The 21432-nt window shown below is 71.0% G+C and carries 17 protein-coding genes; all 17 read right to left on the bottom strand.

Annotation, left to right across the window (positions count from 1 at the left end; genetic code table 11):
* Positions 1 to 43: 43 nt before the first annotated feature.
* Complete coding sequence (ftsA, locus tag I596_RS02585) at positions 44 to 1279, bottom strand: cell division protein FtsA (protein WP_067643746.1); 1236 nt, start codon at positions 1277 to 1279, stop codon at positions 44 to 46.
* Between the two features lie 2 nt (positions 1280 to 1281).
* On the bottom strand, positions 1282 to 2028 hold the full coding sequence (locus I596_RS02580; protein WP_067643743.1) for a cell division protein FtsQ/DivIB: 747 nt from the start codon (positions 2026 to 2028) through the stop codon (positions 1282 to 1284).
* On the bottom strand, positions 2025 to 2963 hold the full coding sequence (locus tag I596_RS02575) for a D-alanine--D-alanine ligase (RefSeq protein WP_067643740.1): 939 nt from the start codon (positions 2961 to 2963) through the stop codon (positions 2025 to 2027). The genes I596_RS02580 and I596_RS02575 overlap by 4 nt, the downstream gene beginning before the upstream one ends.
* Positions 2960 to 4399, bottom strand: coding sequence for a UDP-N-acetylmuramate--L-alanine ligase (gene murC / locus I596_RS02570; RefSeq protein ID WP_067643737.1), 1440 nt, complete (start codon positions 4397 to 4399; stop codon positions 2960 to 2962). Before murC ends, I596_RS02575 begins: the two co-directional genes overlap by 4 nt.
* Positions 4396 to 5484 (bottom strand): undecaprenyldiphospho-muramoylpentapeptide beta-N-acetylglucosaminyltransferase, encoded by a 1089-nt coding sequence (gene murG, locus I596_RS02565; RefSeq protein WP_067643734.1) that lies wholly within the window; start codon positions 5482 to 5484, stop codon positions 4396 to 4398. Before murG ends, murC begins: the two co-directional genes overlap by 4 nt.
* Entirely contained in the window at positions 5481 to 6689 is a 1209-nt protein-coding gene (gene ftsW, locus I596_RS02560) for a putative lipid II flippase FtsW (protein WP_067643731.1), read from the bottom strand. Before ftsW ends, murG begins: the two co-directional genes overlap by 4 nt.
* Positions 6689 to 7771 (bottom strand): phospho-N-acetylmuramoyl-pentapeptide-transferase, encoded by a 1083-nt coding sequence (gene mraY, locus I596_RS02555; protein WP_067643728.1) that lies wholly within the window; start codon positions 7769 to 7771, stop codon positions 6689 to 6691. The genes ftsW and mraY overlap by 1 nt, the downstream gene beginning before the upstream one ends.
* Entirely contained in the window at positions 7761 to 9140 is a 1380-nt protein-coding gene (locus I596_RS02550) for a UDP-N-acetylmuramoyl-tripeptide--D-alanyl-D-alanine ligase (RefSeq protein ID WP_067643725.1), read from the bottom strand. The genes mraY and I596_RS02550 overlap by 11 nt, the downstream gene beginning before the upstream one ends.
* On the bottom strand, positions 9134 to 10618 hold the full coding sequence (locus I596_RS02545) for a UDP-N-acetylmuramoyl-L-alanyl-D-glutamate--2,6-diaminopimelate ligase (RefSeq protein WP_067643722.1): 1485 nt from the start codon (positions 10616 to 10618) through the stop codon (positions 9134 to 9136). The genes I596_RS02550 and I596_RS02545 overlap by 7 nt, the downstream gene beginning before the upstream one ends.
* A complete protein-coding gene (locus I596_RS02540) occupies positions 10615 to 12411 on the bottom strand; it encodes a peptidoglycan D,D-transpeptidase FtsI family protein (RefSeq protein ID WP_067643719.1) in 1797 nt (598 codons plus the stop codon). Before I596_RS02540 ends, I596_RS02545 begins: the two co-directional genes overlap by 4 nt.
* Before the next feature lie 64 nt (positions 12412 to 12475).
* A complete protein-coding gene (ftsL, locus tag I596_RS02535; RefSeq protein WP_425478786.1) occupies positions 12476 to 12745 on the bottom strand; it encodes a cell division protein FtsL in 270 nt (89 codons plus the stop codon).
* Positions 12742 to 13650: a 16S rRNA (cytosine(1402)-N(4))-methyltransferase RsmH gene (gene rsmH, locus I596_RS02530; protein ID WP_067643716.1), complete on the bottom strand. Its 909-nt coding sequence runs from the start codon at positions 13648 to 13650 to the stop codon at positions 12742 to 12744. Before rsmH ends, ftsL begins: the two co-directional genes overlap by 4 nt.
* A 32-nt stretch (positions 13651 to 13682) precedes the next feature.
* Positions 13683 to 14129: a division/cell wall cluster transcriptional repressor MraZ gene (gene mraZ, locus I596_RS02525; RefSeq protein WP_067643713.1), complete on the bottom strand. Its 447-nt coding sequence runs from the start codon at positions 14127 to 14129 to the stop codon at positions 13683 to 13685.
* 1018 nt (positions 14130 to 15147) lie between these two features.
* Positions 15148 to 16533 carry a choice-of-anchor Q domain-containing protein gene (locus tag I596_RS02520; RefSeq protein ID WP_150131978.1) on the bottom strand — a complete coding sequence of 462 codons (1386 nt, stop codon included), beginning with the start codon at positions 16531 to 16533 and terminating at the stop codon, positions 15148 to 15150.
* A gap of 512 nt (positions 16534 to 17045) precedes the next feature.
* Complete coding sequence (locus I596_RS02515; protein ID WP_067643707.1) at positions 17046 to 19457, bottom strand: winged helix-turn-helix domain-containing protein; 2412 nt, start codon at positions 19455 to 19457, stop codon at positions 17046 to 17048.
* A 319-nt stretch (positions 19458 to 19776) separates the two neighbouring features.
* Positions 19777 to 19980, bottom strand: a complete 204-nt coding sequence (locus I596_RS02510) for a hypothetical protein (RefSeq protein WP_067643704.1) — start codon at positions 19978 to 19980, stop codon at positions 19777 to 19779.
* 570 nt (positions 19981 to 20550) lie between these two features.
* Entirely contained in the window at positions 20551 to 21378 is an 828-nt protein-coding gene (locus I596_RS02505) for an META and DUF4377 domain-containing protein (RefSeq protein WP_067643702.1), read from the bottom strand.
* Between the last annotated feature and the right edge of the window lie 54 nt (positions 21379 to 21432).

Here is a 21432-nt window from a genome sequence, read left to right as displayed (position 1 = left end):
TCGGTTCCTCGGGCGCCTCGCGCTCCTCTTCGGGGTCCGCTCGTCAGAATTCGCCCTTGAACCAGGTGCTGAGCCGGTGCCACAAGCCGCCGACCGCCGCCACGCCGGTGCCGCCTGCACGCCCGCCGGCGTCCTGGCGGGCACCGTGCACGAGCAGGCCGACGCCGGTGGCGTGGATCGGACTGGCGACGACGTCGATCAGGCCGCCGACGTGCTGCGGCAGTCCCAGGCGCACCGGCATGTGGAACAGTTCCTCGGCCAGTTCCAGCGCGCCTTCCATGCGGGCGGCGCCGCCGGTCAGCACCACGCCGGCGCGCACCAGCTCCTCGCGGCCACTGCGGCGAAGATCGGCCTGCACCATCTCGAAGATCTCCTCGTAGCGCGGCTGCACCGCCTCGGCGAGGTTCTGGCGCGCCAGCCGCCGCGGCGGCCGGTCGCCCACGCTGGGGACCTGGATCGTCTCCTCGGCGTGCGCCAGTTGGGCCAGCGCACAGGCGTAGCGCACCTTGAGCTCTTCGGCATGCGCGGTCGGCGTGCGCATCAGGTGTGCGATGTCGCTGGTCACCTGGTCGCCGCCGATCGCCAGCGACGTGGTGTGGCGCAGGGCGCCGCCGGTGTAGATCGCGATGTCGGTCGTGCCGGCGCCGAGGTCGACCAGGCAGACGCCGAGCTCCTTTTCGTCGTCGGTCAGCACCGCGCCGCTGGACGCCACGGCCGCCGGGATCATGCGATCGACCTGCAGCCCGCAGCGGTTGATGCACTTGGTGAGGTTCTGCACGGCGCTGGCCGCGCCGCTGACCAGGTGGACGTTGGCCTCCAGGCGCACGCCGGACATGCCGACCGGATGGCGGATACCCTCGTGGCCGTCGACCAGGTACTCCTGGGCCTCGGTGTAGAGCACGCTGCGGTCGGCCGGAATCGCGATCGCGCAGGCGGAGTTGCGCACCGCGTCGAGGTCGGCCTGGGTCACCTCCTTGTCGCGGATCGGCGCGGTGCCGTGCGAGTTCTCGTCCTTGATGTGGCTGCCGGAGATGCTGGCGTAGACCGAGCGGATCTGGCAGCCGGCCATCAGCTCGGCCTCCTCGATCGCGCGCTGGATCGAATGGACGGTCGACTCGATGTCGACGACGACGCCGCGCTTCAGCCCGTGGGCCGGGTGCGAGCCGATACCGATGATCTCGATCGGCTCGCCGGCACCGTGTTCGCCGACGATCGCCACCACCTTGGACGTGCCGATGTCCAGGCCGACGATCAGATTGCGTTCGCTCTTGCGGTTCATCGTCAGGCCCCGGGTTGCATGGATGTGGCGGCCGGTGCCCGGGCGGCCGCATCGGCCCAGCGCACGGCGAAGCCGTTTTCGTAGCGCAGGTCGATGCTCGCCGGCACGCCGTTGCTGCCGGACGCCAGCCGCGGCCAGACGTCGAGGAAGCGCCCCAGGCGCTGTTCGGCGGCCTCGCGGCCGAGCTCCACCGTGGTGCCGCTGGCCAGCGTCAGGCGCCAGGCGCCGCGCGAGGACAGCGCTACCTCGGTCACTGCCAGCCCGCTGCCGGAGAACTGGCGCAGGCAGCGCGTATGGAACGCGACCACGTCGGCCAGCTGGTCGTCCGGGCCGGACAGCTGCGGCAGGCCCTGCAACTGGTCGGCGCCGGCGACGGTGAACAGCGTGCCGGCGCGGCTGATCAGCTGCTTCTCGCCCCAGCGGGCGTACGGCAGCTGCTCGTAGACGGTCAGTTCCAGCGTGTCGGGCCAGCGCTTGCGGGCGTCGACCCGCGCCACCCACGGCAGGCCCAGCAAGGCGGCGCGCACGTCGTCCAGGTCGAGCGCGAAGAATCCGGCGTCGAGCTTCGGCGCCACCGCGGCGCGAATCTGCTCGGCGCTGACGTAGGCGTACTCGGCGCTCACCTGCAGCTGGCGGATCGGCCAGCTGTGCGCGGCGAAGCGGCCGGTCAGCACGCCGGCCACCGGCAGCCCGATCAGGGTCAGGGCGATGCCCCACGCCAGCAGCTTGAGCAACACGCCGCCCTTCATGGCGCCTCCCTGGCAAGGCTGGTCTCCAGGATCCGCCAACACAGCGTGCGGAAGTCGATACCGACCTGGGCCGCCGCCTTGGGCACCAGCGAATGGCTGGTCATCCCCGGCGTCGTGTTGACCTCCAGCAGGTAGTTCCGGCCGGCCCGGTCGCGCATCAGGTCCACCCGGCCCCAGCCGCTGCAGCCCGTCGCCAGGAACGCGGTCAGCGCCAGCGCGCGCACGTCGGCCTCGGCGGCCCCGTCCAGCCCCGGGCACAGGTACTGCGTGTCCTCTGCCACGTACTTGGCGTGGTAGTCGTAGAACGCGCCCTTGGGCACGATCCGGATCGACGGCAGCGCCACGCCGTCGAGGATGCCGACGGTCAGCTCGTCGCCGTCGATCAGCTGTTCGATCACCAGTTCACCGTCGTAGCGGGCCGCCAGCTCGATCGCGGCGGGCACGTCGGCCTCGGTGAACACGCGCGTGATGCCGACGCTGGAGCCCTCGTGCGACGGCTTGACGATCGCCGGGAAGCCCAGCTCGCGCAGCGCCCCGGCGATGTCCTCGCCGCGCCCGAAGGCCAGGTAACGCGGTGTCGGCAGGCCACGCGCCTGCCAGACCTGCTTGGTCCGGATCTTGTCCATCGCCAGCGCCGAGCCGAGCACGCCCGACCCGGTGTACGGCACGCGCAGCGAATCGAGCGCGCCCTGCAGCACGCCGTCTTCGCCGCCGCGGCCGTGCAGGATGTTGAACACGCGCGCGTAGTGGCCGGCGCGTAGCGCGTCCAGCAGGGCCGGGATGCCGTCGACCGGATGCGCGTCGACGCCGCTGGCGCGCAGCGCCTCGAGCACGTTGCGTCCGGAATCGAGCGAAACCTCGCGCTCGGCCGAATCGCCGCCCAGTGCCACGGCGACGCGGCCGAACCGGCGTGGATCGCTGACCTGGGTGCTCATGCCGCCTCCGATTTGAGATGTCCGGCAGCGGCGAGCTCCACCGCCACCGCGCCGATGTCGCCGGCACCGGCCAGCATCAGCAGATCACCGTCGCGCAGCAGCGCCGGCAGTACGTGCGGCAGTTCGCGCGGGTGCTCGATCACCACCGGATCGACCCGGCCGCGGGCGCGGATCGCGCGTGCCAGCGCGCGCGCGTCGGCACCGGCGATCGGCGCCTCGCCGGCCGGATAGACCTCGGTCAGGACGAGGACGTCGACCTCGGACAGCACGTTGGCGAAGTCGTCGAGCAGGTCGCGCGTGCGGGTATAGCGGTGCGGCTGGAACACCACGGCGAAGCGCTTGTCGGGCCAGCCGCCGCGGGCCGCGGCGAACGTCGCCGCCAGCTCGCGCGGGTGATGGCCGTAGTCGTCCACCAGCATGACGCTGCCGTCGTCGATGGCCAGATCGCCGCGGCGGTGGAAACGCCGGCCCACGCCCTGGAATTCGCGCAGCGCCTTCTGCATGGCCGCCGGTTCGACGCCGATCTGCCAGCCGACCGCGCAGGCCGCCAGCGCATTGAGCACGTTGTGGCGGCCGGGCATGTTGAGGACGACCGGGACCGGCTCGGCCGATTCGGGCAGGTGCAGATCGAACGACATCTGGTTGCCCTGCTGGTGGATACCGGTGGCGCGCACGTCGGCCTCGGCGTCGATCGCGTAGGTCAGCATGCGGCGCGGCGCGGCTCCGGCCAGGCGCGCCAGCTCCGGGTCGTCGACGCAGAGCACGGCCAGGCCGTAGAACGGCAGGCGGTGCAGGAAGGCATCGAACGCCTTCTTGACCGCCTCGAAGTCGCCACCGTAGTTCTCCAGGTGGTCGGCGTCGATGTTGGTCACGATCGCGACGATCGGCGACAGCATCAGGAACGAGCCGTCCGACTCGTCCGCCTCGGCGACCAGGTATTCGCCGGTGCCCAGGCGCGCATGCGTACCGGCGGCGGTGAGCTGGCCGCCGATCACGAACGTCGGGTCGAAGCCGCCCTCGGCCAGCACGCTGGCCACCAGGCTGGTCGTGGTCGTCTTGCCGTGCGTGCCGGCGACCGCGATGCCGCGCCGGAAGCGCATCAGCTCGCCGAGCATCTCGGCGCGCGGGACCACCGGAATGCGGCGTTCGCGCGCCGCCATCAGCTCGGGGTTGTCGGCGACGATGGCGCCGGAAACCACGACGACGTCGACGTCGACGATGCTCTCGGCCTCGTGGCCGCGCACGATGCGGATGCCGAGCGCCGCCAGCCGGCGCGTCGTCGCGCTGTCGGACCGGTCCGAGCCGCTGACCGTGTAGCCGAGATTGAACAGCACTTCGGCGATGCCGCTCATGCCGACGCCGCCGATGCCGATGAAATGCACGCGGCGGAAGTCCTGCATGATGTCGCCGTGGCGATGGATGCGCGAAGGCGTCATGCGGCCACCTCCAGGCAGACGTCGGCGATGCGCCGGGCCGCGTCGGGCCGGGCCAGCCTCCGCGCGGCCACGGCCATGGCCACGAGCTGCCCGCGCTGCGCCGTCAGTTCGTCGATCGCGACGCCCAGGCGGCTCAGGAAGCCGTCGCCCTCGGGCAGCAGGCGGGCGGCGCCGGCATTCGTCATCGCCTCCGCGTTGCATGTCTGGTGGTCGTCCACCGCGTGCGGGAACGGCACCAGGATCGCCGGGACGCCCGCGGCGCAGAGTTCGGCGATGGTCAACGCGCCGGACCGGCAGATCGCCAGGTCGGCCCAGGCATAGGCCGATGCCATGTCGTCGATGAATGCATCGACCGTGGCTTCGATGCCGGCCGTGGCGTACAGGCGGCGAGTGGCCTCGACATGGGCCGCGCCGCACTGGTGGCGCACCTCGAACGCGCGATGGCCGCCGCGCCGGCTGAAGACCGCCGGCAGCTGCCCGTTGAGGCTCTGCGCGCCCTGGCTGCCACCGAGCACGAGGATGCGCAGCGCGCCTTCCCGGCCGGCCAGGCGCCGTTCCGGCGCGGGCAGATCGGCGATCGCGACGCGCACCGGGTTGCCGACCCATTCGGCGCGCGCATCGGCGAATGCGTCGGCGAAGCCGCTCAATACGCGTGTCGCATGGCGCGCCAGCAGCCGGTTGGTCATGCCGGGAACGCGGTTCTGTTCGTGGACCACGAGCGGCAGGCCGACCGTACGGGCGGCCAGCCCGCCGGGCGCGGCGGCGTATCCGCCCAGTGCCAGCACGCTGCGCGGCCGCAGCCGGCGGAGCAGCCGGCGCGCAGCCAGCAGCGCGATGCCCAGGCGTGGCAGCGCCATCAGGCGCGTGGCCAGGCCCTTGCCGCGCACGCCGCCGAACGCCAGCGTCTCCAGCGGGAAGCCGGCGGCCGGCACCAGGGTCTGCTCCAGACCGTGCTGCCCGCCGAGCCAGACCACCGGTACGCCGCGCGCGCGCAATTCGCCGCCGACGGCGATGCCGGGGAAGATGTGCCCGCCGGTACCGCCGGCCATGATCAGGACCGGGGCGTCGGTGTCGTGTGCGCTCATGTCCGCACCTCCTCGAGCGCCGAGACCGCCACCGCCTGGGCCGCGGCGTTCTCCGCGCGCGAGACCTCGTAGCTGCAGCGCGCCAGCAGGCCGATCGCCACGCAGGTCATCAGCACGCTCGATCCACCCGAGCTGATCAGCGGCAGGGTCAATCCCTTGGTCGGCAGCACGCCGAGGTTGACGCCGATCGAGACCAGCGCCTGCAGCGTCAGCATCAGCACCACGCCGAAGGCGCAGTAGCCGGCGAACCGCTGGCCGCGCTCGACCGCACGCAGGCCGATCGTGAAGCCGCGCGCCGCCAGCCAGCCGAACAGGACCAGGACCAGGACGATGCCGGCCAGTCCCAGTTCCTCCGCGAGCACGGCCAGGATGAAATCGGTATGCGCCATCGGCAGGTAGAACAGCTTCTGCACCGAGCCGCCGAGGCCGACGCCGAGCCACTCGCCGCGGCCGATCGCGATCAGCGCCTGGGTCAGCTGGAAGCCGTCGTTGTACGGGTCGGCCCAGGGGTCCAGGAACGAGGTCAGCCGCTTGATGCGGTAGTCCTCGCTGAAGGCGACCCAGACCATCGCCGGAATCGCCAGGCAGCCGAGCAGCGCCAGGTTGCGCAGCCGCGCGCCGCCGAGCCAGACCATGCCGAGCGTGACCGCCACCATCAGCACCGCGCTGCCGAAGTCCGGCTGCGCCAGCAGGACGACGACCATCAGCAGGGCCATGCCGAGCGGCTTGATGACGCCGAACAGGCGCGTCTGCACGCCGTCGCGGTGGCGCACCAGGTAGCTCGACAGCCACACGATCATGCACAGCTTGGCCGCCTCGACCGGCTGGAAGCCGGAAATGCCCAGGTGCAGCCAGCGCCGCGCGCCGTTGATGCGCAGGCCGATGCCGGGGATGAACACCAGAAGCAGCAGGCCGAAGCCGGCCAGCAACAGCAGCAGCGCATGGCGCTCGACCCATTCCAGCTCGGTCCGCGCCACGACGATCGCCAGGCCGATGCCGAGGGCCAGGAACAGCAGGTGGCGGTTGAGGTAGTAGAACGCGCCGATCTTCTGGCCCTCGGCCACCGCGATCGAACTGGAGGCGACCATCACCACGCCGAGGCAGGCGAGCGCGATCGCCGCCAGCAGCAGGCCGGCGTCGTACCGCCCGACCGGCTCGCTGCGCCGGGTCGCCTGGGTGTTGGCGGAGAAGTCGAACAGCAGCATCAGCGCACCTTCAACGTGGCCAGGCCGATCAGCACCAGCACGACGCTGATGATCCAGAAGCGCACGATCACGCGCGGCTCGGGCCAGCCCTTCAGCTCGAAGTGGTGATGGATCGGCGCCATGCGGAACACGCGCTTGCCGGTCAGCTTGAAGCTCGCCACCTGGATCATCACCGAGGCCGTTTCCAGCACGAACACGCCGCCCATCACCAGCAGCACGATCTCCTGGCGCACGATCACGGCCAGCGTGCCGAGTGCCGCGCCGATCGCCAGCGCGCCGACGTCGCCCATGAAGACCTGGGCCGGGTAGGCGTTGAACCAGAGGAAGCCCAGGCCCGCCCCGGCCAGCGCGCCGCAGAAGATCGCCAGCTCGCCGGCACCCGGAATCGAGGGGATCTGCAGGTAATTGGAGAACACCGCGTTGCCGGCGAGGTAGGCGAACGCGCCCAGCGCGGTCGCGACCAGCACCGCCGGCATGATCGCCAGGCCATCCAGGCCGTCGGTCAGGTTCACCGCGTTGGAGAAGCCGGCGATCATCAGGTAGGCGAGCGGGACGAACAGCAGGCCGAGCGGCACCGCCACCTGCTTGAACAGCGGCAGGTACAGCGCGGTCTCCGACGGCGTCGTCGCGGTCAGGTACAGGGTGACCGCGACGGTGAGCGCGAACACCGATTGCCAGAAGTACTTCCAGCGCGCGGCCAGGCCGCGGCTGTCCCTCAGCACCAGCTTCTTGTAGTCGTCGTAGAAGCCGATCGCGCCGAACGCCAGCGTCACCGCCAGCACGATCCACACGTAGCGGTTGCGAAGGTCCATCCACAACAGGGTCGACACGGTGATCGCCAGCAGGATCAGCCCGCCGCCCATCGTCGGCGTGCCCGCCTTGACCAGGTGCGTCTGCGGACCGTCGCTGCGCACGACCTGGCCGGCCTTGAGCTCGGCCAGCTTGCGGATCACCGACGGGCCGACCAGCAACGACACCGCCAGCGCGGTCAGCGCGCTCATGATCGCCCGGAAGGTCAGGTACTGGAACAGGTGGAAGCCGCTGATCCAGTCCTCGAGCAGCTTGGCGAGTTCAAGCAACATGGCGCGTCTCCTCCGCCTTGGCGCCTTCGCTGCCCGACTCGTCGTCGAGCAGCGCGCGCACGACGCGGTCCATCGCCGAGGACCGCGACCCCTTGACCAGCAGCACCGTATCGTGCCGCAGCAGGCCCCGCAGGGCGGCGATCAGCGTGGCCTGGTCGGCGTGATGCATCGCGCCCGGGCCGAACGCCTGCACGGCTGCGGCGCTGCGCGGCCCGACCGCGTGCAGGCGGCCGATGCCGCTGCGGCGGGCCAGCGTGCCGGTCTGCGCATGCAGGGCCTCGCTGTCGGTGCCGAGCTCGCCCATGTCGCCCATCACCAGGACCGTTTCGCCGTGCTCGGCGGCGAGGATCGCGATCGCCGCGGCGAACGAGCCGGGGTTGGCGTTGTAGCTGTCGTCGATCAGCACCGCACCGTCGGCCAGGCGATGACGCAGCAACCGGCCCTGCACCGGCGGCGCGGCCTCCAGGCCGGCGCGGATCGTCTCCAGCGGGACGGCGAGCGCCAGCGCCAGCGCGCTGGCCGCCAGCGCATTGAGTACGTTGTGGCGCCCCGGCAGCGGCAGCGCCACCTCGACGGTGCCGGCCGGCGTGCACAGTTCGAAACGGCCGCTGCCGATGCGCTGGGCGTTGACCTCGGCCGACAGGTCCAGGCCGTAGCGCAGGATGCGCCGCGTACCGGCCAGGCCGGCGAAGTAGCCGGCGAACGCGTCGTCGGCATTGATCACGGCAGTGCCGTCCGCCGGCAGGCCGGCGTAGATCGCACCCTTGGTCTCGGCCACGCCCCGCAGGCTGCCGAGCCGCTCCAGATGCGCCGGTGCGACGTTGTTGACCACCGCGATGTCCGGCCGCGCAATGTCGACGAGATAGGCGATGTCGCCGGGCTTGCCGGCGCCCATCTCGAACACGGCGTACTCGACGTCGTCCGGCATCGCCAGTACCGACAGCGGCAGGCCGATCTCGTTGTTGAGGTTACCGGCGTTGACGTGCGTGCGGCCATGCCGCTCGAGGATCGCCGCGACCAGGGTCTTGACCGTGGTCTTGCCGTTGGAACCGGTGATGCCGACCACCCGCGCGCGGCTGGCCAGGCGCGCGGCGCGCGCCAGGTCGCCGAGCGCACGCTCGGTGTCGGCGACGAGGACCTGCGGCAGGTCGATCGCGAGCGGGCGCTCGACCAGGGCCGCGACCGCGCCGTTGGCGGCGGCCTGGGCCACGAAATCGTGCGCATCGAAACGCTCGCCACGCAGCGCGACGAACAGGGCACCGGCCTGTGCGCGGCGGCTGTCGGTGGCGACGGCGCCGACCGTCCGGTCCGCGCCGACCAGGGTGCCGTGCGTCGCCGCCGCGATCCGCTGCAGGGACTGGGTCAGCATGGCCGTGCCTCCAGTGCTGCCTGGGCGACGGCCCGGTCGTCGAAGGGGATGCGGATGCCGCCCACTTCCTGGTAGGGCTCGTGTCCCTTGCCGGCGATCAGCACCACGTCGCCGGCCCGGGCGGCCTGCACCGCCTCGGCGATCGCGCGCGCGCGATCGCGCTGTACGCGGACGCGTTGCGGATCGGTGAAGCCGGCGAGGATCGCCGCGACGATCGCATCGCCATCCTCGCCCCGGGGGTTGTCGTCGGTGACGACGACGCGGTCCGCCAGTGCCTCGGCGATCGCCGCCATCTGCGGCCGCTTGCCGGCGTCGCGCTCGCCGCCGCAACCGAACAGGCAGACCAGCTCGCCGGCACAGTGCGCGCGCAGCGTGGTCAGCGCCTTCTCCAGCGCATCGGGGGTGTGTGCATAGTCCACGACCAGCAGCGGCGCGCCGTGCCGCCCGCCGAGCCGGCTCATGCGGCCGGCGACCGGCTCCAGGGCCGCCAGTGCGTCGACGATGCCGTCGAAGTCCACGCCCGCCAGTCCCAGGCAGGCGACCACGGCGAGCAGGTTGGCGACGTTGAAGCGGCCGAGCAGGCGGGTGCGGACCGGGCCTTCGCCCCAGGGCGTGCGCAGGTGGAAGGCCAGCCCCTCCCCGGACGTCGTGATCGCGCTGGCACCGACGTCGGCCCCCGGCGCATCGAGGCCGTAGGTCAGCCGGCGCGTCGCCGCACCGATGCCGCCCGCCAGTTCGCGGCCGAACGGATCGTCGATGTTGACGACGGCAGCCGCCAGCTCCGGCCAGTGGAACAGCGCGGCCTTGGCTGCGCCGTAGGCCACCATGTCGCCGTGATAGTCCAGATGGTCACGCGTCAGGTTGGTGAAGACCGCGACCTGGAACACGACCGCATTGACACGTCCCTGGTCGAGGGCGTGCGAGGACACCTCCATCGCCACGTCGGTCGCGCCGGCATCGCGGAACTCGGCCAGCAGGGCCTGCACCGCGATCGCATCGGGCGTGGTCCGCTCGCCGGCCTGGATGGCGCCGTGCAGGCCGGCGCCGAGCGTGCCGATCGTCGCGCTGCGGCGGCCGGCATGGGCCAGCGCCTGCGCGAGCAGCTGCACGGTGGAGGTCTTGCCGTTGGTACCGGTGACGCCGATCACGCGCAACGCCCGCGACGGATCGCCGTGGAATCGCGCCGCGATCGTACCGAGCCGCTGGCGCAGGTCATCGATCCAGACCAGAGGCGCGGCGGACGGCAGCGGCGGCGCGCCGGCCGGTGCCGGCGGCTCGGCCAGGATCGCCGCCGCGCCCCGGGCCAGCGCGGCCGGCGCATGGACCAGGCCGTGCACCTGCCCGCCGCGCAGCGCGACGAAGGCGTCGCCGGCCGCGATCCGGCGCGAGTCCTCGCTGAGACCGCCGATCACGACATCGCCGGCATCGACGATGCCGGCGAGCAGGTCACGCAAGGTTGTCGGATGCTGGCGGCTCATTGCGGCACGCCCTCCTCGTAGCGCGACAGGTCCGAGGCTTCGTCGGGAGCCGGCGGCGGAGGGACGATGGTCGGCCGGCCGTCTGGCGATCCGGTGTACCAGTTCTGGACGTTGTCGGGCGGTACGTCGAGCAGGCGCAGCGCTTCGGTCATCACCTTGCTGAACACCGGCGCGGAGACCAGGCCGCCGTAGTACGGCGCCCCGCCGCGGCCGCCGCCCGGATCGTGGATGACGACCACGCCGACCAGGCGCGGATCGGTCACCGGCACCATGCCGGCGAACAGCGAGACGTGGCGGCTCTCGTAGCTGCCGCCGGTGGCGCGGCGCGCGGTGCCGGTCTTGCCGGCGACGCGGTAGTTGGGCACGCCGGCCTTCGCGCCGCCGCCGACGGTCACCACGGTCTCGAGCATCGACACCATAGTGGCGGCGATCTGCGGCGAGAGGACTTCCACGTCCGGATTGAGCGTGCCCTTGACGAAGGTCGGCGGCCGCAGCCGGCCGCCGTTGGCGAGCGCGGCGTACGCCTGGGCCAGCTGCATCGGCGTGACGTTGAGGCCGTAGCCGTAGGAGATCGTCGCCTTCTCGACCGGGCCCCAGCTGCGCGGCGGCGGCAGGAAGCCGGGCGACTCGCCCGGGAAGCCGCTGCCGCTGACCTCGCCGAAACCGAAGCGGTGGAGCAGGTCGTAGAAGCTCTCGTTGGGCAGGGTCAGCGAGATCTTGATCGCGCCGACGTTGCTGGACTTGGTGATGATGCCGGTGACGTCGAGCAGCCCGAAGTTGCGGATGTCGCGGATCGTGTAGCCGCCGGCCAGCAGGTAGGTACCAGGCGTCGTGTCGACCGGCGTGTTCGGCTTCCACTTGCCGCTTTCCAGGCCGGCGGCGACCGTGAACGCCTTCATCGTCGACCCGGGCTCGATCACGTCGGTCAGCGCGCGGTTGCGCCGGTAGGCCGCGTCGCCGCTGCGCGCATTGGGGTTGTACGAGGGCTGGTTGACCATCGCCAGGATCTCGCCGTTGCGCACGTCGAGCACGATCATCGAGCCGGAGGTGGCGCTGTTGCTGATGATGGCGCTCTTGAGCTCGCGGTAGGCCAGGTACTGGATGCGCCGGTCGATCGACAGCGTCAGGTCGCGCCCGGGCTGAGCTTCGCGGACCAGTTCCACGTTCTCGACGACCTGGCCGCGCAGGTCGCGGATCACGCGCTTGACGCCGGGCTGGCCGGCCAGCCATTCGTCGAACGCCAGCTCCAGCCCTTCCTGGCCGCGATCGTCGACGTTGGTGAAGCCGAGCACGTGGCCGGCCACTTCGCCGCTCGGGTAGTAGCGCCGGAACGCGCGCTCGCTGGCGACACCGGGGATGTGCATGGCCAGGATCTCTTCGGCCACGTCCGGGTCCACCGGGCGCTTCAGGTACATGAAATCGCGGCCGGCGGTCTGCGCCAGGCGCTGGGTCAGGCGCTGGGTCAGCGACTCGACGTCGACGCCGAGCGCGCGCGCCAGGTCCGGCAGCTGGTCGCGCCCCTTGTCGAGCACTTCGCGCGGGATCGCCCAGATCGCCTCCACCGGCGTGGACACGGCCAGCGGCTCCCCGTTGCGGTCGAAGATCGTGCCGCGTGAGACCTGGATCGGGATGTCGCGCAGATGGCGCGCGTCGCCTTCGCCCTGGTAGAAGTCCTTGCGCACGATCTGCAGGTCGACGGCGCGCACGATCAGCGCCGTCGATGCCAGCGCCAGCACCATGACGACGAACGACATGCGCTTGCGCAGGCTGGGCGGGCGCACGCGCACGGTCATGCGCGCCTCCGCAGCGGATGCGCGTATCGGTTTTGAGCGAGAGCGGTTCCCCTCACTTGTCCGTTCACCGTTTGATGACGACCGTTTCCGCGGCGGTCGGCGACACCATGCCGAGCCGTTCGCGGGCGATTTGTTCTACGCGGTTGTTCTCGGTCCAGGTCGCCTGCTCCAGCTGCAGCCGGCCGAACTCGAAATTCAGATCGTCGCGCTCGTTGGTCAGCCGGGTCAGCTCGACGAAGCGCTGGCGGCTCTCCTGGCGCGCGTAGACCACGCCGATCGCACTGCCGACCACGACCGCCGCCAGCACCGCCATGACGCCGATGCGCAGGATCATCGGCGCTTCTCCGCAACCCGCAGCACCGCGCTGCGGGCCCTCGGGTTGACCGACAGCTCCGCCTCGCCCGCGAACTGCGCCTTGCCGATCGCGGCCAGCGCCCACGGCTCGACGGTCACCGGCGGCAAGCCGCGCCGCACCGGCGGCTGCGATTGCGTACCGCGGATGAAACGCTTGACCACGCGGTCCTCCAGCGAGTGGAAACTGATCACCACCAGGCGCCCGCCCGGCGACAGCCTGGCGAGCGCACCCTCCAAACCTCTCTCCAGCGCGCCCATCTCGTCGTTGATGTGGATGCGCAGCGCCTGGAACGTCCGCGTCGCCGGGTGCTTGCCACGCTCGCGGTAGCCGATTGCCTTCGCGACCAGGGCGGCCAGCTCGCCGGTCGTGGCGAGCGGCGCCGCGGCGCGCTGGGCCACGATCGCGCGGGCGATGCGTCGGCTGAGCTTTTCCTCGCCGAAGCGCCACAGCACATCGGCGATCTCCCGCTCGTCCGCCTCGGCCAGCCACTGCGCGACGCTCGCGCCCCGGCTCGGGTCCATCCGCATGTCCAGCGGACCGTCTCCCTGGAAACTGAAGCCGCGCGCCGGATCGTCCAGTTGCGGCGACGAAACGCCCAGATCAAAGAGCACACCGTCAAGACCCGCCTGCGTTTCCGGCCAGTCCGCGAGTTCCGCGAAGCTGCCGTGCCGGATCCGCACCCGTGCATCCCCGCCAAATTCCGCCATCGCGGTCGCGATCGCCTGCGGATCGCGGTCCATCAACAGCAGGCGGCCTTCGGGACCGAGCCGCTTCAACACCTCGCGCGCATGTCCGCCGCGACCGAAGGTGCCGTCCAGATAGATTCCGTCCGCCTTCACCTCCAGACCTTCCAAGGCCTCCGCCAGCAGCACCGGAACATGCAACGCGCCCTCCGTCGCTTGGGTTCGTCGGTCCGTCACAAGCGCAGGTCTTCCATGTCCTCCGTGATCTGCTCCTCGCTGATCGTCTCGCGGATCTTGGCGAGGTGCGCCTGCTCGCTCCACAGCTCGAACTTGTTGCCCATGCCCAGCAGCACGGCCTTCTTCTCCAGGCCCGCGGCTGCACGCTGGCTCGCCGGCACCTGCACGCGGCCGCTGCCGTCCGGCTCGACATGAGCCGCCGCGCCGACCAGCTTCATCTGCAGGTTGCGGTGCACTGCCTTGACGCTCGGCAGGGCGTTCACCTCGTCGCGTACGCGCTCCCATTCCTTTTCCGGGAAAATCCAAAGGCAGCCGTGCTCGAACGGGTTGTAGGTGATGACGAGGCGGTTGCCGCTGACGCGGGCAACGGCCTCCCGATGAGCGGCGGGTATGGCTACCCGGCCCTTCTCGTCGAGCGTGACTGCGGTTTCGCCCTGGAACATGATTTGCGCGAGGCCGGATCCACAAAACACCACAAAACACCACTACATCCCACCTTATGTCGCACTATCGGCACTGTCAAGAAAAATCCGGTGTCGCTTCGTTACGTTCAGAAAGCCGGCCTCGCGCGACCGTGCCGCCACTCTCTCCGAGGATTGCGCCGGCGTGGCCGAACGCGCCCGGCCATGCCCGCCGCGGACCTGTGCCGCGCCGTGCAAAGAGGCGTGGGAAGGAGGCGGATCGGGATACGGATACACGCCTGTCCCAGCCGGCGTCGGCGAGCAGGGCGCGGGCGACGAAGACGATGCCGGTGACGTCGGCAGCAGGACACCGCCCGGCACGGACGCGGGTGCCGGCGATCGCATCACTGCAGTCGGGGGCGCGCTGGAAGCATGTCGTCGGAGGGCCGGCCGGCGCACGCCAAGGGCCACCCGGAAACCCGGAGCGCACGGGTGGATCGCGGGGAAGCCCTTCCCGCCGCTACCGACGCCGGTCCCACGATCGGGTCAGCCGGCGACGCACGACGCAGCGACCCACCGCCATCGGCCGTGACGCTCTACCGGGTCGCGAGGCGCCCCGAACCGGTGCACCGCCACGACCGACCGGCGAAGCGGGACGGCAGCCGCAGCCGTGGAACGAGCGCGCGTCATGCGTCGCCGGCGCGGCGTGATGGAGGCGCTTTCAAGATCAGGGCCGGCCGCCACTGGAAGCGCCTGCGCGGCGCCCGGCCTTCCGCGTCCGATCCGCAACGTCTTCCGCGGAATGACCGCCCTGCCGGCGCCGGCGGGGAAAGGGCACGACCGCGCATCGCCGGCAATCCCCGGCGATGCGCCATCCCGAAAAATACCGCGCGGCAACGCTCCGCTGCCTGCGCTTCCTGCGGCACGCGGTACCGCCAGGCCCCATGAAGGACTCCGCGCCACGGCGCATCCGCCGCACGCTCCGCGGAGCGATGCCGGGCCGCAGCGCCTGGAGGGCTGCGCCCCCCGGCGCCGGTCGATCGAACCGGCCTGCGCTGCGTTACTCCGCGGATTCGAATCCGCTGCGGAAGAGGCCGTCGGGCGTCGGTTGCGTCTCGAACGCACCGATATCCACGCCGGCCCCGAACGCACGCACGTGATAGCCGCCGCGCTGGTCGACAGCGAGACCCGCAGCGTTGCTGCCTGCGTCGATCGCGGGACTGCCTTCGGCCAGCGCGTGCGTGCGCGTGGGGCCGCCGTAGTCGGCGAGCGGCAGCAGCAGCGGATCGCCGCCGAGGGTGTCGCCGGGCAGGTTCAGGCCGCTGGCTTCGCCGACGAGATTGCTGGACCCGGCAATGGTGATGAGATCGGGAATGAACGCGGCGAGGTCGGTACCGAACATCACCTCACTGCCGGCCTGGTTGTTGCTGATGATCGAGCTGTAGATCCGGTAGGCGTTGATGGTGTCGTTCGATCCGATCAGGATGCCGCCGATGCCGAACGGGCTGGCCTCGTCGACCGCGTTGAAGGCCACCGTGCTGTTCATCATCACCATCTCGTCCATGATCGCAATGCCGGCCCCGTAGAAGCCGGCCGTATTGTGCGACACCGTGCTGTTGACGATCTCGAGGCGGGAGACGTCGGGCACGCCACCGAGCTGAACGATGCCGCCCGCCAGCATGCCGGCATGGTTGTGCTCGATCGTCGAGCCCGAAATCACCGCGGTGCCGCGGGCGGCGATCGCGCCACCGGCGACGTCCATGGCACCGCCCGAGTTCTCCACCCGGTTGTCGTTGAACGAACTGCCGAGGGCGTACAGGCCGACGGTGTTCACGCCACCGCCCTCCGTGATGCTCTCTTCCTCGTCATCGGACGAGGCCGACGAGACCGCGTTTCCGGACACGACGCTGTGCAGGATCCGCACGGTGCCCCTCGAATCGATCCCTCCGCCATAGACTTCGACGTCGGACCCGGTGTGGGTGGACAGCACCCGGTTCCCGCTGACGACGCTGCGGGCAATCTCGACGTTGCCGGCAACACCCTCCTGGTTCAGCCGTGTCAGGAGTCCGCCGCCACCGACGACGCGCGCCGCATCGGCCGAAACGGTGTTGTCACGGACCGTGCTGTGCAGCAGGGTGATGTCGCCTGCGGCGAACAGGCCGCCGCCACCCGCGTAGTCGGACTGCCCGGATGCATCGTGCGCCGTGCAGCCGGCGACCGTGGCATCGACGAGGGCGATGCTGCCGTGGCTGGACGAGACGCAGCCGCCGTTGCCGTCGATCACCCGGCCGCGGGTGAGCGTGACGGCGTGCAAGGCCAGCGTTCCGTTCCCGGTATGCAGGAAGATGCGACTGGCATCGGCAGCGTCGATGACCAGCGTGTCACGACCGGGCCCGGCGATGACGAGGTCATCGGCGGCCGTTTCGATTTCGCCGCCCTGCAGCACGATCGTGCTGCACGCCAGCTGGCGAAGATCGATGGTGTCGCCGCTGGCCGCGCTGCCGAGGATCGTCCGCAGCGTTCCGCTGCCGCCATCGTCCGAGCAGGTCGTGACCGGCAGGGTCCGGGCCGGGCTGACCGGCGCGGCGGCAGCGTGATGAGCCGGCGTGCGCGGGCTCGGTGCTTCGGACCCGCCCCCGGAAGACCGATGCAGCGAATGGGCTCCGAGGACCGTCGGCGCGACCGCGGCTGGCTGTGATTCCGGCGGCCCATGCGCCGACGCCTGCAGGGCGCCGGCGGACAAGGAGACGACCAGGCAGAGGCAGGCAACGCGTGGCTGGCGCCGGCCCCTCCGTCCGCGCGCTGGAAAGAATCGGATCACTGAACCATCCTCATGTCGAACCGGACGAGCCCGGCGATCCAGCGTGGGCGGTGGGTCGGGGCGGCGCGATCGGGCACCCTGTCCGTTCGATGCCGCTTTCCTTTCCTTTTGCCTTCCCCTCCTTTGGAATCAAGACGCTACAGGGCGAGGGCCGGCCCCGTCGACGACGGCGATCGCGGCGGCATCATCAGCTCGGTCGGGATGGCGCGTTCGCCGGCCAGGCTGCGTGCATGATCCAGTGCCGCGCTCCACGCATCCGTCCTGCCCATGGCGTGATACAGCTCGACCAGCAGCAGGGCACTCGTGAAGTCCTGCTCCGCATAGCGGGTAATGCGGCCGGCGACCGTGCCGGCACGGGCCAGATCGCCGGCGGCGATCAGGGCGCGGCCGTAGGAAACGGCGACCAGGGCCACATCGGCCGGCACGCCTTCGCGCTCCACGCTCAGCATGGCGTCCGCATACAGGCTCAATGCGGCATCGTGCCGGCCGCCGGCCTGCGCCTCTTCCGCCTCGGCGAGCCGGCCGTAGAGGATGGCGATGGTGTTGCCCGTCGCCTCGGCCCATGCGACGAACTGCTCGACCTGTTCCCGGGTCTCGGCAGCGCGCCCCAGCTTCGCCAGCGACTGGACGACGGTCAGCCAGCCGCTGGCGCGGATCAGTGCCGTGTCCGGCCTGGCGGGCATCCCGCTGACCTGCCTCGCGATGGCGTGCGCGGTTTCCGCGTCCCCGGCCTGCAACTCCAGATCCGCCCGGCGCACGCGAATCATCGCGGCGATCCGCGCTTCGTGCACCGGATCCACATCGGTGGCCAGGGCCGCGTACGACGCACGCGCTTCGCTCAGCCGCCCCACGGCTGCCAGCGACATGGCGCGGGCGTATTGCAGCTGGTGCCGCGGGATCGGGTTCTGCAGGCGGCCCAGCAGCGGCACGGTACGATCGCTGGTCGCGACGGCATCGGCGTACTGCAGCAGGTTGTACTGGGTCAGGATCTGGTTGCTGCGGACATTGGCCAGTTCGTTGAGCGCCCCGAACTGCTCGAAGCGCTCGGCGACGCGCGCGAAGATGGGCAGCGAGGACAGGGGCCGGTTGCGGCGGTTCTCCATCAACCCTTCGCTGTATTCGGCCGCAGCCAGCTCGAACTGGTCGTCGATCGACTGGAAGACGGTCCGTGCCAGCGAGAAGTCGTCGCTGGCCGCAGCATACTGGCCCTGTTCGATGTAGCTGATGCTGCGACCGACATAGATCTGGCCCAGCGTGACCGGTTCGTGCCGGTCGTCGAGCAAGGCGATCGCTTCATCGAACGCCGCCTGCGCCTCCACGAAATCACCGAGCACCCGCGCGGCGCTGCCCAGCTTGCTCAGGATGCGCGCCCGCAGCACGGGATTGGATTCCGCACCGATTTCCGCGCGCAGCGCGGCCAGCTTTCGATAGGCCGCCTCGGTGCGGCCCGCCTGGTAGTCGATCTGGGCACTGCGCAGGCGCAGCTCGGGCAAAGCCTGCTGCTCGGGCGTGGCCGCCTCCAGCAGCCGACTGGCGGTTCCCACGTCGCCGGCCAGCATCGAGGCCTCGATGCGCTGCGACAGTTCGGTCAGCGGCAGGTCGGCCACGTCCGCCGCGACGATGCGCGTCGGCCTGCCGAGACGCACCAGCAGCCGCTCGGCTGCGTCCCGGGCGACCAGGATCGGATCGTCGCCGCGTGCCTGCACCTCGTGGCGCTTGCCGTGGACGTCGATCATCTCGACGCGCAACAGCCACGTCGCATCGAGCCGGCGCAACGTCGACTCGACCAGCGAGCGCGCACCGGTAGCCGTGCGCAGCGCGGCCTTGTCGATCGTGCTGTCCGCATCGATCAACCGCACGACGCTCTCGCTCGGCACGATGGCGACACCGCCGTCGCGCAGGTGCTGGGCCATCAGGTCCATCAAGCCGAAGCGCAGCCACGCCTCCGCGGAGCCCGCGGCCACCTCCACCGGCAGCACCGCCACGCGACCCGCCGAATCCGGCGCCGACGGAGTCACCGCGCCGCGCGGGTCCGACGGGCCGTCGCCGGTAGCCGTCGCGCGAAACTGCCAGGCGGCCGCCATCACGATGACCGTCGCCCCCAGCACCACGCCGATGACCGCGCCCATCGTCATCCGGCGCCGCCGGGCCGACGGCACGCGCGCTGGAGCGGGCGTGCCCCGGGCCGGACCGGCGGCAGCCTCGAACGGGGGATCCGCATCGGCGCGCTCTTCCACCCGCACGTCGGCGACCCAATGAAAGCCGAAGCGCGGCACCGTTCGAATGACGTTCTGCTCGTCGCCGGTGTCGCCGACCGCACGACGCGTCTTCAGGAGGGTCTTGCCGAGAACGGAATCGGATACGCCGGTCTTTCCCCAGACGGCGGCGACCAGCTCGTCGCGTCCGACCGCACGGCCACGACGTTCGAGCAGGTACGCGATGCAGTCGAAGACCGTCGGCGACACGCTCACGTGTTCGCCGTCGCGCAGCAAGGTCCGCGCTGCAATGTCGAGGCTGCACACGCCGAAATGGTGGATTCGCCGCGTCATCCGGGCATGGTAGCTTCAGCCCCTACGCCGGGAAAGCGCGTGCAGCCGCATGCGCACGCGCTGCGCTCGACATCGCCCGACCGGTCCGGAGCGCGCGTGGCGTCCGCTCGACGCGGACGGGACGAAGCGGCGTTCATCCGAACGCGCCGGTCGAGGACGCAGCGTCCGCGCGCCTTCGTGACGGCGTCGGCGCGCGGCGGCGGCGGACGCGAGGCCGGCAACGATCGACGCTTCGCGAGCCGCATCGGCCACGGCGGGCACACGGCTCACGCGGGCGTCACGCTCATCTGCTGCCGATCCGCTGCGGCCGCAGCGGCGATCAGCGCTCGTCGCGCTGCCGGCGCCGCCGATCGACGCCCTGGCGGTAGATCCAGGGCACCAGCGCGCCGGCGATGCCGCCGGCCATCGGCCCGGCATAGGCGGCCAGGCCGGCCAGACCGGCAGCCAGGCCGAAGACGATGCCGAGCAGGACACCGACCCCGGTCGAGGCCAGGAGGACGAGCCAGTCGATCTTCGATGCCATGGACCGCTCCTTCGAGCGCCGCGATTGCCGTCCTGCCCGAGTGCGCCGGCAGCAGCGGGTATCCGGCGTCCACGGGACGGGGATGTGGTGGGCCGTGTAGGGCTCGAACCTACGACCAAGGGATTATGCGTACCACTTCGGCTTTCGCCGCCCGTTTCCGGTTCGTGGTCTGGACTCTGTCTTGCCTTTCGGCCTTCCCGTCGAGTCTCTACACGTTCTCCCAGCGGGAGCTTCGCTCGGCGTTGGCATGGCGGCATTGCCGCGTTAGCGTCCACCGAATTTGAGAAGTTCTACTTCAGGGCAGGACACGCCTACCCCGAGCAACCCGTACGGAGGAGCCATGCGCCGTGGCGTTTAGGCCTCTCCACCAAGTCCCCTGCTCTAACCAACTGAGCTAACGGCCCGAAGCGGGCGATTCTCGCACGGCGCCCGGATGCTGCAAAGCCGCCGCACCGGCCCTGCCGGCCGCACGACGAGATCGCGATCATCCGCCGGGCTTCGCTGCGGGGGTGCCGCAACGCCGCCGGCTTCAGTCCACGCGCGCGCCGCAAAATGCCGGCGCGGCCGTCCTCAGCGGGTGACGATCTCCGACTCGACGACGGTGTCGAGCACGTAGGCCACCGCCGGCGCATCCGCCGGCGGATCGGCGATCCGGTAGCGTGTCAGCCGCAGCACGGTACGCACGCCCGGCTCGTGCACGTAGCCTTCGATGTCCTGGTACAGCGCCTGCCATTCGCCGGGCGCGCCGGCCACCAGCCCGTCCGCATCGTAGTGCCGCTCGCGCACGCTGAGGCATTGCTTGTCGGGAATCAGCGGATGGCTGCACGCCACCGTCTGCGGCGCCACTTCGAGAAACACGCGCTCGCCGGCATTGCCGTAGCGCGTCGCCGCCGTCGGCCGGCCGGCGAACACCAGGCGATCGCCCTGCGCGGTCCGCAGCGTCAACTGCGGCGGATCCTGTGCCGTCTGCAACGCCAGCTCGGGCCGGCCCTGCAAGCGGCTGCCGATGGCCTCGTCCAGGGCGGCCAGGGCCGGATCGGGGCAGGCCATCATCGTCTGGACCAGCCGGTCGACCGTCAGGCGTCCTTCGCCCAACGCGTACGCGCCGCCCATCCGGTTGCAGGCATTGACGACCGCGAGCCGGTCGTCGACGAAATCCAGCTGCAGCGGCTTGTCGGCCCGCGCGAACAGCGCGGCGATACGCTCGCCCTTGGCGTCGCTCGCCTCGCTGAGGACCCAGTGGTAGCGGCCGAGCGCGGTCCCCTCGGCCGCCGGTGCTGCCGGCCGGTCCGGCGCCCCGTCGTGCGGCGGCGGTGACGATGGCGGTGACGGCGGCGTCTCAGGCGCGGGCGTGCAGGCCGCGACCGCAAGCGTCAGCAATACGATGGCTGGTTTCACGTGACCTCCCGCATCCGGCGTACCGCGGCGAGTATGCCCGTTTCCGCGCAGCAG

The sequence above is a fragment of the Dokdonella koreensis DS-123 genome, assembly GCF_001632775.1.
Taxonomy (GTDB): domain Bacteria; phylum Pseudomonadota; class Gammaproteobacteria; order Xanthomonadales; family Rhodanobacteraceae; genus Dokdonella; species Dokdonella koreensis.
The sequence above is the reverse complement of the archived record's forward strand: the minus strand, read 5'-3'. Positions and strand labels throughout refer to the sequence as shown.